Raw genomic sequence first — 13,740 nt, 5'->3', positions numbered from 1 at the left:
GTGCCCTTCGACACCACCACCCACACCATCCCCAACGACGGCGCCCACGTCACCACCACCAATGGTGAACCCATCCCAGCCCTCTACGCCACCGGCTGGATCAAACGCGGCCCCGTAGGACTGATCGGCAACACCAAATCCGACGCCAAAGAAACCACCACCGCACTGCTTGACGACTGGAACCAAGGCCACCTCACCCCCGCACCCAACCGCGACCCCCAAGCCATCATCGACCACCTGACCAACAACAACATCCCCATCACCACCTGGGACGGCTGGTACCAACTCGACCAACAAGAACGCACCCTCGGCCAACAAGAAGGACGCGAACGCAAAAAAATCGTCGAATGGGACGAGATGGTTAAACATGCTCGTATGAACTAGGCCACAGAGCAGGCCTCCCCAAATTATTCGGTCACACTTTGCCCGTTTAATTTGGGGTTTTGTCTGTTTCTGTGGCTAAGGTGTCTGCTCATGTCGTTTATCTTTGCCGTTTCCAATATCTCCGAGCTCAGCCCCCGCGAGCTCCACGAGCTGTATAAGCTGCGCACCGATGTCTTTGTGGTGGAACAGCAGTGCCCCTACGAAGAAATCGACCACATCGATCCCCTGAGCACCACCTTGCACGTGCGAGCCTTCGAAACCGGCCAGCCCAATCAAATCCTGGGCACCGCGCGGGTATTTCCCGATCAGGTCGATGGCCGCGAAGTGACCAAGCTGGGCAGGTTCGTACTCAAGCCCTCTCATCGCGGCACCGGCCTCGGCGCTGAACTGATGCTGAATTCACTACGCCTGGCCTTCGAGCGCGAACCCATGCGCGCAGTGTGGATCGCAGCCCAAGAACCGCTCAAAGGCTATTATGAGCAATTTGGTTTTGAGCAATGTGGGGAGCTTTTCGACGACGCCGGCATCACTCATGCGCCGATGCTACTCAGCGAGCGCAAGCTGGCCGCAATGTTTAGTGATTAAGCAGAATCTCGCGCACCTTAATCGCACGCTCCCATGCCTGATGAATATCGTCGGCCGTGGCCATGGCCACCGTGCCGCCATCAGTGCTGAAGTGGATATCTGATTCGGGCGTGCTGAGCGCCTGGGCGAATTGTTCGCGCGGGATATCGGCGGGCACGCGGCTGCTAAATGCGCAGGCGCCTGGGCTGGTGAGCGTGGCGTCGATAGGCAAACCAAGGATGGCGCGTGCGTGGAGCTCGGATTGAGAAAAACGCTGGCTCACGCGGGTGACGGTGCCGCTGGGCAGCGGGCGTGGCGAAACACCTGAGAAATAAATATCGTCACCAACCAGGAATAGCTCTACGGCAAAGAGGCCGCGGCCACCGATGGCATTGCTAATGCGGGCGGTGACGCTTCGGGCATTGTCCAAGGCCTGCTCCGGCAGGTGGAGTGGCTGCACCGAGCCGAGCAGCTCACCGTGTTCGTGTTGCTGCGCAATCGGCTCGCAAAACCAGGTGGAAAGCTTGCCATCGGCGGGATTGATGGAACGAATAGCCAGCATGAGTACCGCGGCATCGAATTCCACAAAGCGCTCAATGATGGAGCGCTGGCCTTTGAGGTGCTTCCAGGCAGCACCCACATCGCGTTGATCACGCAACACAAAATTGGTGCCGCCACCTGTATTTTCCACCGGCTTAGCCACGCAAGGAAAGCCTAATTCTTCGGTGGCTTGGGCGAATGCTTCGAGTGTGTCGGCAAAAGCAAATTTTGAAGTGGGTAGACCCAATTCTTCGGAGGCGATGCGGCGCATGACTTCGCGGTTATAGGCCGCTTCGATGGCACGCGAGCTTGGTGCAACGCTGCCTGGATACTCTTGTTCGATGCGTTGGAGCGCCGCCACTGATACCCGGTCGCTGGCTGGCACCACAATATTGGGGCGGATCTCGCGGACGATTTCGAGCAAGCGCTCGTGTTCCTGGGGCAGGGTGGATTCTCCAAGAAGCTGCACCTCTACGCCAAGGCCCGAAAACGCTCGCGCAAGGTTGTGGCCTAATTCGCAGGCTCCCAAAATCAGCACCTTCGTCGGGTCGCTGCTTTTGGGCGTAGAGATAAACGCAGGGGTGAACATAGCCTCTAGGGTACAAGCTAGTGGGGAAAATCTGCCCACCGCGCTAGAGTTTATACATGGCTTACCACGCAGATTCTTCGGATCTTGAAAATAAAGAAGTGCTCACCTGGGAAGGCTTTGGCAAAGCCAACCGTGAGCTTGCCCAGCAGATCGTCGACTCGGGCTTTAACCCAGACATCATTATCGCCGTTGCGCGCGGTGGCTTGGTACCAGCAGGTGCCCTTTCCTACTCCATGGGCGTGAAGCTTTCCGACGCCATCAACGTGGAGTTCTACACGGATGTGCACGAAACCTTGCCAGACCCAGTACTTCTGGAACCACTGCTCGACACCGACTCCATTGCCAATAAGAAGCTGCTGGTAGTCGATGACGTAGCCGACTCGGGCCGCACCCTGGACCTGGTGCTCAAGCTCTTGCAGTCCCATGGAGCGGAAGTGCGCTCCGCGGTGATCTATGGCAAGAGCCGCTCAGTGGTCAGCCCGGATTATGTGTGGAAGCACACTGATGAGTGGATCGTCTTCCCCTGGTCCGATCAGCCACCGGTAGAGCCTTCTTTGTAATTCCACTACCTTGGGGCACCATGAATGCCCCTCACATTGAGCCCATCGTAGAAGACCCAACGACCCCCGCTGTGGCAATGCGGGGGTTGAGCAAACACTTTGGCAAACAGGTTGCAGTAAACAACCTCAACTTAGACGTGCCCCGTGGCAGCTTCTACGGCATCGTCGGCCCAAACGGCGCTGGCAAAACCACCGCCATCACCATGGCCACCGGTTTGCTCAGACCCAGTGCTGGCAGCGTGTGGATCGATGGGCTTAATGTGTGGGAAGGTCAGGGCTCCGAAGCCAAGCAGGCCTATGGTTTGCTTGCCGACGACCTGCCCACCTTTGACAGGCTCAGCGGTATCGAATATCTCCAATTGCTCGGCGCCCTGCGGTCCATGGATGAGGCCACCGTGGCCCAGCGCAGCGAATCGCTCTTACAGGCCTTAGACCTTGAAGATGCGGGGCCAAAATATATTGCCGACTACTCCGCCGGCATGACCAAGAAAATTCTGCTCGCCGGGGCCATGCTGCACCGGCCCGAAGTGCTCATCCTTGACGAGCCTTTAGAGGCCGTGGATCCCGTTTCGGCGCGAACCATCCGCCAAATGCTCAGCGCCTATGTGGCTGCCGGGCGCACGGTGATCTTGTCCTCGCACGTCATGGAAGTCATTGAGGGGCTTTGTAGCCATGTGGCCATCATTGCCGATGGCCAGGTGCGCGCCTCGGCTACCTTGGATCAGGTGCGAATGGGTGAATCGCTCAGCGAGACCTTCATCCACCTTGTTGGCGCCCGCGAGCTCGACGATTCTTCCCTGGGGTGGCTGCGTTGATCAAAGCCATCCTTTCAGCCCAATTCACCTTATGGAAGCGCCTACTCAAGGCTCAAAAAAGCACGCTTGTTCAAGTAATCCTTATCCCCCTTTATGCCGTGGGTGCGGCAGTGGGGCTGGGCTTCGTGCTGGCCTTTGGCGAAAATAGCCCCTGGATCCTCGTGTCTTCCGTGGGCGTGTTGGTGCTGTGGATGTTCCAATACACAGCACCTTCGCCCGAGCACCAAATCGACTTAGAAAAGTGCATTGCCCTGCCCCTGGATCCTCGGCGGATCCGACCGGCGATGGTGCTGGTAGAGATGATCCAATCCCGCGGTTTTGCCGCCATATTGTGCTCAATCGTCACAGCCATCGGCGGAAGCATCGGGCTTGCCGGCAACGGCGTGGCCATCGTGGTCTACGTGCTGGGCATTGTGGTGTCTTTTGCCACCGCCATCGTTGGCACCGCAGCCATCCGCACCCTGGTCAGCAGCGGCAGCGAACGCTCAAGGACATTCAGGGGCCTAGCCGGCGTAGTCATATTTGTGGCTGTCTACTTCGCGGTCATCGCCAACGGCGATGTCACCCAACTCAAGCTCGATCAATACTTGGCTTGGACCCCCTTCGGCGCAGCCATTGCCCCCACGCAATTTCTTGTGCAAGGCAATCCAGTGCTCGCGCTTATAAGCGCCCTCCTCGCACTGGCCTACCTCGCAATCGCCTGGTGGTTGCTGCTCAAGGGGCTGCGCAGAGAGCTCAGTGAGATCTCTGTGAGCGCGAGCGCGGCGTCGAAAAGCTCAAGTGCACAGCTACTTGTTCCTCCCTTGCGTTTTAATGCCTTCGGTGCGCTGCTTTCGCGTCAGCTCCGTTACCTCATACGCGACTCGCGCATGGTGATGGTGCTGACGACCATGCTGATTTTGATCACCGGATTTTTTGTCTTCGGCGTCATCTCGGAAGGCGGAATGCACTGGGTGGCTGCCTATTTGGTGATCATGATGCCCACCCAAGGTGCGAATCTCTTCGGCTATAACGGTCCGGCCAATAATACCGTCATGGTCACCCCGACCAAGCCATCGCTGCAGCTCAAGGCAGAAACGATGGTCTTTGGAGTGCTGAGCATGCTGCTGGCGGCCGTCTACCTTCTGGCGCTGGGCGTGGTGGAATCCTTCGATGCCGTTTGGCTGGTTATTGCCGTGACCGTCATCTGTGGTGTGGTTTGCTCGATGATGATCTCCGCGGCGCTATCGGCCTATAACCCCTACCCCACCTCCAAGCCGGGCACCGCGATGATGAAGGATCGATCGGGGCAAAACTCCAACGCCTTTATTAGCTCGCTGGTGTGCTTAGCTGGCGTGGTGCCCTTGATTGGGCCAGGCTTCGGCCTTATGCTCTACGCCGTCAATAACGATGCTCTTGGGCTTGGCATTGGCGGCGCGCTGCTGAGTGTGGTGATGAGCGCCGTGGGGTATGTGGTGGGCACGAACGTGGCCTCAAAGAAGGCCGATAGCTCCATGCCCGAGATTTACTCCCAGGTGCGCAACTGGGTCTAGTTTTCCATCACGTCGTGCACCACGATGGTCTGGTCACGGCCTGGGCCAACACCGATATAGGAGATGCGGCAGCCCGAAAGCTCTTCGAGGCGGCGCACATAGGCCTGGGCCTTTTCGGGCAGCTCATCAAAGGTGGTGCAACCGGTGATGTCTTCTTCCCAGGCGGGCATCGTCTCGTAGATCGGCTCAGCGTGGTGGAAATCCGATTGGGTGGTGGGCATCTCGTCGAAGCGCTTGCCATCGACGTCATAGGCCACACAAATCGGGATCTCGCCAATGCCGGTGAGCACATCGAGCTTGGTCAGGAAGAGGTCAGTGAAACCATTGACGCGGGAGGCGTAACGGGCGATCACCGAGTCATACCAACCACAACGGCGCTTACGGCCAGTGTTCACGCCAACCTCGCCGCCGGTGGTTTGTAAGAACTCACCCCACTTATCAAAGAGCTCGGTGGGGAAAGGACCTGCGCCAACGCGCGTGGTGTAGGCCTTAATAATGCCCAAAGAGCTGGTGATCTTGGTAGGCCCAATGCCTGCGCCCACACAAGCGCCACCGGCGGTGGGGTTGGAGGAAGTAACAAAGGGGTAGGTGCCGTGATCCACGTCGAGCATCGTGGCCTGGCCGCCCTCCATGAGGATGTGCTTGCCCTCATCCAATGCGCGGTTGAGCTCAAGTTCCGACTCAATCACCATCGGGCGCAGGCGATCGGCGTAGCTGAGGAAGTACTGCACCATCTCATCAGCCACGATGGCCTTGCGGTTATACATCTTGACCAGGATCTGGTTTTTCACATCCAGCGCCGATTCGATCTTCTGGCGCAAGATGGACTCGTCAAAGATGTCCTGCACGCGGATGCCCACGCGCGAAACCTTATCCGCGTAGGTAGGGCCGATGCCGCGGCCAGTGGTGCCGATGGCGCGCTTGCCTAAGAAACGCTCCTGCACGCGGTCGAGAATCTGGTGGTACGGAGCCACCAGGTGCGCGTTGGCAGAGATGCGCAGGCGCGATGCATTGGCGCCGCGAGCCTCTAGACCATCGATCTCCTCGAAGAGGGCCTCAAGGTTAATCACCACTCCATTGCCAAGCACAGGGGTTGCGTTTTCGGAAAGCACACCAGCAGGCAAAAGCTTCAGCTCATACTTATCGCCGCCCACCACTACGGTATGGCCGGCGTTATTGCCACCATTCGGCTTGACCACGTAGTCCACGCGTCCGCCGAGGATGTCGGTGGCCTTGCCTTTGCCTTCGTCGCCCCACTGAGCGCCCACAATTACGATTGCCGCCATGGCTGATCCTTATATGTTCGTTAAAAATGCCGCATACCAGTGTAGCGCTAGAATTAGCCAGCATGCGCCATGTGATCCTCAACTGCGGTGTAGCACCGATCGAAAGCACGGAATCCTATGAACTTTCCGCGCTGCCCACACGCTCGGAACTAAAAATCCTCAACGCCATCACCAAGGAAGTCCTCCCCGAAGATCCCACCCCTTCACTCGAAGAAATCGCCGCCTCCCCCGACGTCGCTCACCTGGGGGAACCAGGCTTTGCACCTCAGCTTATCGACGACCCCCTGCGCTTTATCGTCCACGGCGATGATGCGGCACTCGCGGCAATCATCACCCGGCTCATGCGCATCGACGCCATGTGGGCAGAAATAGCGTTCCTGCCCAGCAAAGAATCTTCCCTAGCCCAAGCGTGGAACTTACCCGCAGATCGAGACTTCGCCTTCGACGCCCCCGTGAAACCCAAACCACTCATTCGGGATGACGCAGGCCAGGCCGTAGCCCACCAAGCCATCATCAGCGACTGGGACGATAAGAAGCTCGACGGCGAAATCATCGTCGACGATGCAGTCCTGCTGCGGGGCAAGCACTATGGAGCATCACTGATCTCCACCATGGACGCCCCAGGAGTAGCGGGGCAAGTAATCCTAAGCCCCGCCAACCCCACTGGGCTGCTCGCTAAATTCCGCCAAGCCTCCAAACGTGCCGACACCATCTACTCCGGCAGAGCCATGCAAGCAGGTGGCGCTAACCTTCGCATCAGCATCGACGGAGTATCGCGCAAGCGGCCAGTACAACGAGCCACGTTCTACCGCCACCTGCGCGACCTGCAATCAGTCCGTCTTTGACCTGCGCGAATACAGGTACACCACTAGCGCCAGCAACAAACTAAAACCACCCACGCCGAGCAAGACGCCACGCCACACCTCCAAGCTGCGTTCCTGGGCAGCCTGGCGCGACAATGGAGGCTTCGGCCCTTGAGCCAAAGGCGCATTCTGCGGCAGCGGAGGTGCAGGGCGAGGTATTGCTGCCGCCTTAGGCGGGGCAGGCGTCGATCCGGCCTTGGGCACTGCAGCCGCAGCACGTGGCGGAGCTGGTCGTGCAGGTGCAGCCGCCGGGGCTTGTGCCGGTGGAACCTGGGGTGAAGCAGCAATTGCCGGCGCAGGTGCTTGCGCCTGGGGCTTGGCGGGTTGTGCCGGTTGCTGTGGTTGTGCCTGGGGCTTTGCGGGGTGTGTCGGCTGCTGTGGCTTCGCCGGTTGTTGCGTGGGTTGTGCCGGTTGTTGTGTGGGTTGTGGTTGCGGCTCCTCTTCCTTGGGGAGCGTGCCTACCTCAAAGGTGGTGTCGAGGAAAACCTGCTCGGTGGCACCCTGCTGGTTTATCCAGCTATAGGCAAAGCGCACTTCGTAAGTACCCGGTTTGTTAAACCAAAACGCCTTATGTGCGTGAGTAAACGCGGGCAAGGCAATCGAGGCGCTCGGATCTGCCGAATCAAGCTGACGCTTGACCTTCATATCTTCAGTGCCACTAATCACTAGGCGCCCACCTTCAGGTGCATTCAGCACAGAAGCGATGGAGAAATCAGTCGTGGGGTGTTCGGGGTGTACTGCGGAAAAATCGAAAGCTTCATTCGAAACCCCTGGCCACGGTAGACGTCGATCCTGCACCTCCGGGAGCACAAAGGCACCGTCAGCAAAGTCTTCAAGCTCTAGTACCGATGCATCCTTATGCCAGGCACGTTGAGGCACCACAATGGAGAACGTTCCAGATTCCCTGCGCACAGGATTGGCGGGATCAGACTCGTCTTTGAGGTATGCGATGGCACTACCGTCGAGCGTGCCCAGCGCCATATCCAGGTGTCCGAGTTGAATGCGATGCAACGCTGAAGCCTCAGGCGTTTCCGTGGCACTCGGGCTCGGGGATGGTTCCTCTTCTACCGGCTGCTCAGGCTCTTGCGGTTGCTCAGGCTCTTCCGGGGCAGCCGTTTCTTCCGGGAGGTTCTCGGGATCCTCGGGGGCGTCGACAAGCTCGGGGGTAAAAGGATCTATGCCCCGTACCGGCGGTGCCGTGGCGCACGTAGGTTGTGTTTCCGGCAAGCGTTCCTCGACCCCGGCGCGCTTTCGCCACTCATTAATAACCTGATTGCCCACGAGGAAAATGGGCGAGTAGAAGTCATAGCGGGGATCGGTCTTATGAAAGACCTGCACCGAGCCATCTTCGCTATAAATACCGGGCGCACTCATCATGTATTGCAGATGGTGGCGCTGAGCACCGAGGAGTTGCAAGGGGGAAGAATTGGAATTTGCATTGGTTGCAATAGGTGCAAAATGTTCCCCTTGACCTGCACCGATCGCAAATACACCGCCCCTTGGGGCCGTCACACCAGGTTCGACCACAACCTGCTGCTCGCTTAATTGGCTCAAATCCAAACCGGAAGTATCAAAACCAAATGAAGGCGTGTTGCCTCCAGGTTCACCCGTCATCCACACCAGCCTGCTGCCTGCAGCCCTGGCAAAATGCGATAAATAGGGATCATCGGCAGCAATACACTTGGCCGCCGAATCAGGAACCTCGATGACCACTGCACCCTCAATATGCTTGGCATCAACTTGGGGCTCCAAGGTTACTTCGGCCTCTTGGAGCAGCTCTTTTCCTGAGTAGCCGACGTTGAACACCACATCGCCGCTGCTAATCGGCGCGGTGGAATTATAAAATTGGTCTTCTACCATCGCGGTGACGTCTTCGGCCTTGAGTTTCGGGGCTTGTTCAGCCATCACCGCTTCCGCAAGGGCCCCTGAGGGCTCACTCAATCCCATTTCTTCGCGCAGTGTTTCGGCGCGTTTGCCATAATTGCCCAGATCTCGGCTGGTGCCGGGCAAAAGACCAACCTGCGAGTCTTCACCCACCAACCAGTACTGAGTCACAGGAGCAGATCGTTCCACCGAACCGTCATAATGCCGACCTTGGGCTTGCCAGGAAAGCTTATAAATACCGGGCTGGGAAAAGGCCCAGTTCATATGGCCATGGCCGCCAACACGCAAGGTTGTGGTCCTTAAATCCTTTGAGCCAATGATGCGCGCGGCCCTATCCCAGGTGGGCAAGTAATTATAAATATTCATCTCGCCGGGGCCTTCAAAATCTACCAATTCGAGTTGCACCGCATTCGCCACGAAATCGGTGGGCACCTTCCACTCGTGCTCGCCATCAAAGGCGCCTAGACCAGCCCAAATCGGCAGCCACTTCCAGCCATAGTTCTCAAAAGGAGCCCGCCACACAATCGAACCGGGTGCGCCAAGGAAGCTCAGCGCTGGATCCTGTGGCACCACAAAGCGCGAGACTTCCACACCGTTAAAGCTATCTGGCCCAAGGCGCATGCATGCCGAATCCTGCGGGATGACCTTGGTGTTGTTCACCGCCATCACATCGAGTTCCCCACGCTCATTGCGCGTGACATAACCGGCATCCACATGCGCGTGATACAACAAGTCGCGGCCAGCACATGGATGCAATTCGCCAGTATCACGCCCTTCTGCATCAAAGAAAGGCTGATCCGGCGGAAGGCTCGTCAGCGCATCACCTGTACCCGGGCGGTGCGTTCCAACCTGAGTGCTTTCATCGACTAAGCGAATGAGGTTGAGTCCAGGACCTGGCAAAAGCAGCGCAGCAAGCAACGCAACAGCACCAATCAGCCCCAGCATTCTGGGGCGCATACGTGTACGGAAAGTAGAAAAGTTCATCAGCGATCCTTGAGCAGTGGTTGCAATAACCAAACGAGTAAGAACATGACAGTGGAACACAACACGATGGATGCGCCTGCGGGAATATCCAGCGACCAGGCTGCATAAATGCCAAGTATTGAGGCAGCAACACCTAAGAACATTGCGCACAACATCATTGGCAGGAGGCGTCGACAAAGCAGCCTCGCAGTAGAGGCAGGGGTGATCAACAAAGCAAGCACCAAAATATTGCCCACCGTGTGCACAGCAACCACCACCGAAACCGCAACGGCTGCATAGAGCAGCACATCGAGCACCACCACCGGAACACCGGCCGCCCGCGCGAGTTCCCGATCCAAGCTGGCAAACGCCAATTCACGGTGGATCGCAGCAAGCAACGCCATAATCACCAGCGTTGCCAGCGCGGCTACCCACAATTGTTCAGTGCTCACACCGGTAATCGAGCCCGAAAGAAAGCCCTCCAACGAGCCTGCATAAGCCTGGGTTCGCGAAAGCACCACCAAACCAATGGCAAAAGCCGCAGCGAAGAACACCCCGATCAAGGAGTCTTCTTTGAGCGCACTTTTGTGGGCAAATAACGCCACCAACAGCGCCACACTAAAACCACCAATGAGGCCGCCGAGCACAAGCGATCCACCGAGCACAAAAGCTATGGCAAGGCCGGGGAACACCGCGTGGGCGATGGCATCACCAGCAAAAGCCATGCCGCGCAACACCATGTGTGTACCCACGACTGCACAAAGGGCGGCACTGAGCACCGAAATGATGAGAGCTTTGGGCAAAAACGCTAAAGCCGGATTGTGAAGGTCTGCAAGAAAATCCCAGGGGCTGATCACGCTGCCTCCTCAATCTGGCGGATATAGGCACGAACCATGGAGCTTTGCGCACTGAGGCCAAAACCGCGTTCCCACAAGGCCGGATCCCGCAACTGCTGCACACTGCCCTGGGCAATCACGCGTTGATTCAGCAGCACCATGGTGTGCGCTGTGTCGAGTGCCGAGGGGATATCGTGCGTAGAGATCAGCACCAAGGTGTTGCGCAGCCTCGCAATTACTTCTTGAATCAGCAGTTGGCTGGGAACATCCACGCCATTAAAAGGCTCATCAAGTAAGAGCAACGCTGGTTGCTCGACCAAGGCACGCGCGAGCAGCAGCCTTTGGCGCTGTCCGCCCGAAAGCGCTGCAATGCCGCGATCACGAAGGTGACCCATCTGCACCAACTCCAACGCCTCTTCGCCTTGATGCTGCACCTTGTTTCTTCGCCACATGCCACGAATCGCGCCGGTTTTCACCACATCAATGCAGGTCATGGGATACGACCATTGAAACTGCGATATTTGTGGCACATAGGCTCGATTTTCTGGTGCCTTGAGTGTGCCCCGGTACGGAACTAAGCCCATGATGCTGCGAAGCAGCGTCGTCTTACCGGCCCCATTGGGCCCGAGCAACGCGCACATGCCTGGCTGTTGGAGGTGAAGCTCCACGCCTTCAAGCACGGCCCTTGCACCGAAATTGACGTTGAGATCATGAATTTCGAGCACGAAGCCTCCAAAGCACAAGCAAGAGTAACACAACTCCTACGAGGGCAAAGAGCAGGTACATAAGGTAATTTTTCTGCTCACTATGGCCTTGCCATTGTTCTTCTTGCGCGGCCTGAATCGCAGCTTCACTGGTATCGCCTACCGCGAATCTGAGGTCAGCGATGGCTTCTTGGCTACCAGCGCTTACTTTGATGCGCACAAGATGCGTACCCGGTTGGCTAAAGACCCAATTGGCATGGGCGTGGGTGCCATGATCCACCCAGGCGCTATCCCCTGGTTCTAAGAACAATGGCTCCGGCCCACCGAGCCCACCGTCTTGGAGGAAAAGCGAAAACGTTCCTGGGCCTTGGTGGCCGATGAACTCAAAATTCACGCCACGTTCCGACACCGTTGCAAGTTCAGGCGCCTGAGTATTCCACCCTAACCAGGGCACGTGGGGCTTTTCTGTTTGAGGAACCACCCAGACGGTATCGCCCGGCTTGGCTCCGGTGAAGCCAAAATCTTGTCCTTCGGGCAGTTGCTGGGTAGCGGCATCGCCGAGGCTAAACACCACGTCCTGTGCGTCGCGCCACTGCGCTGGCACAGTGGTGTCGTCGCGAAGCTTCAGTACTACCTGGCCATCTTCTACGACCGGGCCAAAATCAGCGTGGCCTTGTTGAAAGGCCTGTGCATTCGCATATGGAATTGCGCACAATGTAATGAGGAAGCTCAGCACATAGGCACATAATTTATTTAGGTTCATCGTTTTTACTTTCTTATCCAAGACATTTCTCCAGCGTCGATGCATTCTGTTCAAGCAGCGCGAGGTACGTCGGTGCTTGCTCGCCCAAGGCATCGCTATGCAAGGTGCACACCTTCACGCCTTGGGCCTTCGCCACCGATTCCAGCGTCTTGCTTCGGCTGAGCTCTCGCGGATCCACAAACACCGCCGGGACGTTGAGATCACGCAATGTTTGCTGCAAAGCGGCAATGTCTCTTGGCGTTGCAGATGCAGGTACCACGCCCGCAACCTCTAATTGCATTGCCTGAGCAAGGTAGCCAAAGCCGTCGTGGGTGCTAAGCAGATGGCGACGCGAAGGCGCAATGCCTTCGACGTGATCGTGCATCTTGGCCTCCACCTGCTGCAGACGCTCAAGAAACTCCTGCTCCCGCCGCGCGTAGGCGGCGGCGTGTTCTGGGTCTTTGCGGCTTAAGGCTTGGGTGATGAGCTGGGCCATCGCCCGCGCATTGCTCGGATCGAGCCAAATATGCGGATCCACATCGCCGTGAACATGCTTTCCCAACACCGCCTGGTGCAGCAGATACACGGGTTGTTGCGGTCTGCCTAGAAAGCGATAGGCCGGATCTGCGGGGATCAATTGCAGCGTTTGAGCCGGCACGGCAATGACTGCCTCATCTGGATGAGGGGCTTGATCCCCCACAAAACCTAGGGAATGGGCATTGAGATCGACGGTGATATCTTCATGCCCTTGATCCAGCACCGATGGCCCATCCGGTGCCTCGCCGACGGCGAATCGGAAACGCTGTGTGGCAATAGGCTGTGCATCGCCTTGGTCGGGAACAAAGCATGCCGCGAGTTCAAGCGCATACTCCCCTGCCTGCTCGAAGGCCCAACTAACATGGGTATGGGCATTTTCCGGCAGCGAAGCTACAAGCGAGGTGTTCTTTGAGCTCAACAAACGCTCAGGCGAGCCGAATGTGCCGGTGATGAAGGCTTCAATAAACCCCGGGCCTTGAGCATCCAAGATGCGCAGTTCCACATGGCCTGGCTCTGGCCTTTCGCCTTCTACCCGAAACCCCAGCCACACGGTATCTAAGGCAGCGTTTTCTACAAGAGGTAGTTGATAGCCACCGGCCTTGGGCAGCGCTTGCCCGAGAACGACGTGCAAGGCCCCAGGCTTCGTGTTAGAAGCGAGTGCACGGCTTAAAGATTGTTCTTCAAGCAGCAAACCATTACTGAGCACCACATCGGCAGTAGCAATGGTGCGAATACTGCTGAGACGGGGCTCGAAGATGTGGGGATCGGCGTTGGGAGGCATCACGCTTTGTACCTCTGCATCATCGCCAGCGATAGCGCTGGCGATGTCGGCGATAATCGGCGTGCTTGCTGCCACCTGCAATCGCTGCTGCTGTGGGCTCGGGGCACTGCAGGCAGTGAGCAAGCACAGCGCAAGCACACTGAGGGCTTTGTTCATTGAC

General features: G+C 57.7%; 12 protein-coding genes and 1 pseudogene. 6 read left to right on the top strand and 7 right to left on the bottom strand.

The window, feature by feature from the left end:
- Both IEU99_RS10885 and IEU99_RS10880 read left to right on the top strand, forming a co-directional pair.
- Positions 1–384: pseudogene (locus IEU99_RS10885) on the top strand (hypothetical protein); the annotation flags it as partial.
- Between the two features lie 90 nt (positions 385–474).
- Positions 475–969 (top strand): GNAT family N-acetyltransferase, encoded by a 495-nt coding sequence (locus IEU99_RS10880; protein WP_128889154.1) that lies wholly within the window; start codon positions 475–477, stop codon positions 967–969.
- On the opposite strand, the gene IEU99_RS10875 is transcribed toward IEU99_RS10880, so the two are convergent.
- Positions 959–2,077 carry an ATP-grasp domain-containing protein gene (locus IEU99_RS10875; RefSeq protein ID WP_128889153.1) on the bottom strand — a complete coding sequence of 373 codons (1,119 nt, stop codon included), beginning with the start codon at positions 2,075–2,077 and terminating at the stop codon, positions 959–961. The genes IEU99_RS10880 and IEU99_RS10875 overlap by 11 nt on opposite strands.
- A 56-nt stretch (positions 2,078–2,133) precedes the next feature.
- Here IEU99_RS10875 and IEU99_RS10870 point away from each other — a divergent pair, with 56 nt between their 5' ends.
- Genes IEU99_RS10870 through IEU99_RS10860 form a run of 3 tightly spaced genes read left to right on the top strand, consistent with a single transcriptional unit; the run spans position 2,134 to position 4,984 of the window.
- Positions 2,134–2,637 carry a phosphoribosyltransferase gene (locus IEU99_RS10870; protein WP_128889152.1) on the top strand — a complete coding sequence of 168 codons (504 nt, stop codon included), beginning with the start codon at positions 2,134–2,136 and terminating at the stop codon, positions 2,635–2,637.
- A 20-nt stretch (positions 2,638–2,657) separates the two neighbouring features.
- Positions 2,658–3,452: an ABC transporter ATP-binding protein gene (locus tag IEU99_RS10865; protein WP_128889151.1), complete on the top strand. Its 795-nt coding sequence runs from the start codon at positions 2,658–2,660 to the stop codon at positions 3,450–3,452.
- The gene (locus tag IEU99_RS10860) at positions 3,440–4,984 is read left to right on the top strand and encodes a hypothetical protein (protein ID WP_128889150.1); all 1,545 of its coding nucleotides are present in this window, start codon (positions 3,440–3,442) and stop codon (positions 4,982–4,984) included. The genes IEU99_RS10865 and IEU99_RS10860 overlap by 13 nt, the downstream gene beginning before the upstream one ends.
- On the opposite strand, the gene IEU99_RS10855 is transcribed toward IEU99_RS10860, so the two are convergent.
- Complete coding sequence (locus tag IEU99_RS10855; protein ID WP_128889149.1) at positions 4,981–6,270, bottom strand: adenylosuccinate synthase; 1,290 nt, start codon at positions 6,268–6,270, stop codon at positions 4,981–4,983. The two genes, IEU99_RS10860 and IEU99_RS10855, sit on opposite strands and share 4 nt — an antisense overlap.
- A gap of 62 nt (positions 6,271–6,332) precedes the next feature.
- Here IEU99_RS10855 and IEU99_RS10850 point away from each other — a divergent pair, with 62 nt between their 5' ends.
- Positions 6,333–7,115 (top strand): hypothetical protein, encoded by a 783-nt coding sequence (locus IEU99_RS10850; protein ID WP_128889148.1) that lies wholly within the window; start codon positions 6,333–6,335, stop codon positions 7,113–7,115.
- Here IEU99_RS10850 and IEU99_RS10845 read toward each other — a convergent pair.
- Genes IEU99_RS10845 through IEU99_RS10825 form a run of 5 tightly spaced genes read right to left on the bottom strand, consistent with a single transcriptional unit; the run spans position 7,101 to position 13,736 of the window.
- A complete protein-coding gene (locus tag IEU99_RS10845) occupies positions 7,101–10,001 on the bottom strand; it encodes a choice-of-anchor M domain-containing protein (RefSeq protein WP_128889147.1) in 2,901 nt (966 codons plus the stop codon). The two genes, IEU99_RS10850 and IEU99_RS10845, sit on opposite strands and share 15 nt — an antisense overlap.
- A complete protein-coding gene (locus tag IEU99_RS10840; RefSeq protein WP_128889146.1) occupies positions 10,001–10,837 on the bottom strand; it encodes an anchored repeat-type ABC transporter permease subunit in 837 nt (278 codons plus the stop codon). The genes IEU99_RS10845 and IEU99_RS10840 overlap by 1 nt, the downstream gene beginning before the upstream one ends.
- Positions 10,834–11,541 (bottom strand): metal ABC transporter ATP-binding protein, encoded by a 708-nt coding sequence (locus IEU99_RS10835; protein ID WP_128889145.1) that lies wholly within the window; start codon positions 11,539–11,541, stop codon positions 10,834–10,836. Before IEU99_RS10835 ends, IEU99_RS10840 begins: the two co-directional genes overlap by 4 nt.
- Positions 11,525–12,283, bottom strand: coding sequence for a choice-of-anchor M domain-containing protein (locus IEU99_RS10830; protein WP_164931127.1), 759 nt, complete (start codon positions 12,281–12,283; stop codon positions 11,525–11,527). Before IEU99_RS10830 ends, IEU99_RS10835 begins: the two co-directional genes overlap by 17 nt.
- Positions 12,284–12,296: 13 nt before the next feature.
- Positions 12,297–13,736 (bottom strand): anchored repeat ABC transporter, substrate-binding protein, encoded by a 1,440-nt coding sequence (locus IEU99_RS10825; RefSeq protein WP_164931126.1) that lies wholly within the window; start codon positions 13,734–13,736, stop codon positions 12,297–12,299.
- Positions 13,737–13,740 lie beyond the last annotated feature (4 nt).

The organism is Corynebacterium pelargi (assembly GCF_014635485.1).
GTDB lineage: Bacteria > Actinomycetota > Actinomycetes > Mycobacteriales > Mycobacteriaceae > Corynebacterium > Corynebacterium pelargi.
Note: the sequence above shows the minus strand (reverse complement) of the source record. Positions and strands in the feature narration are given on the sequence as shown.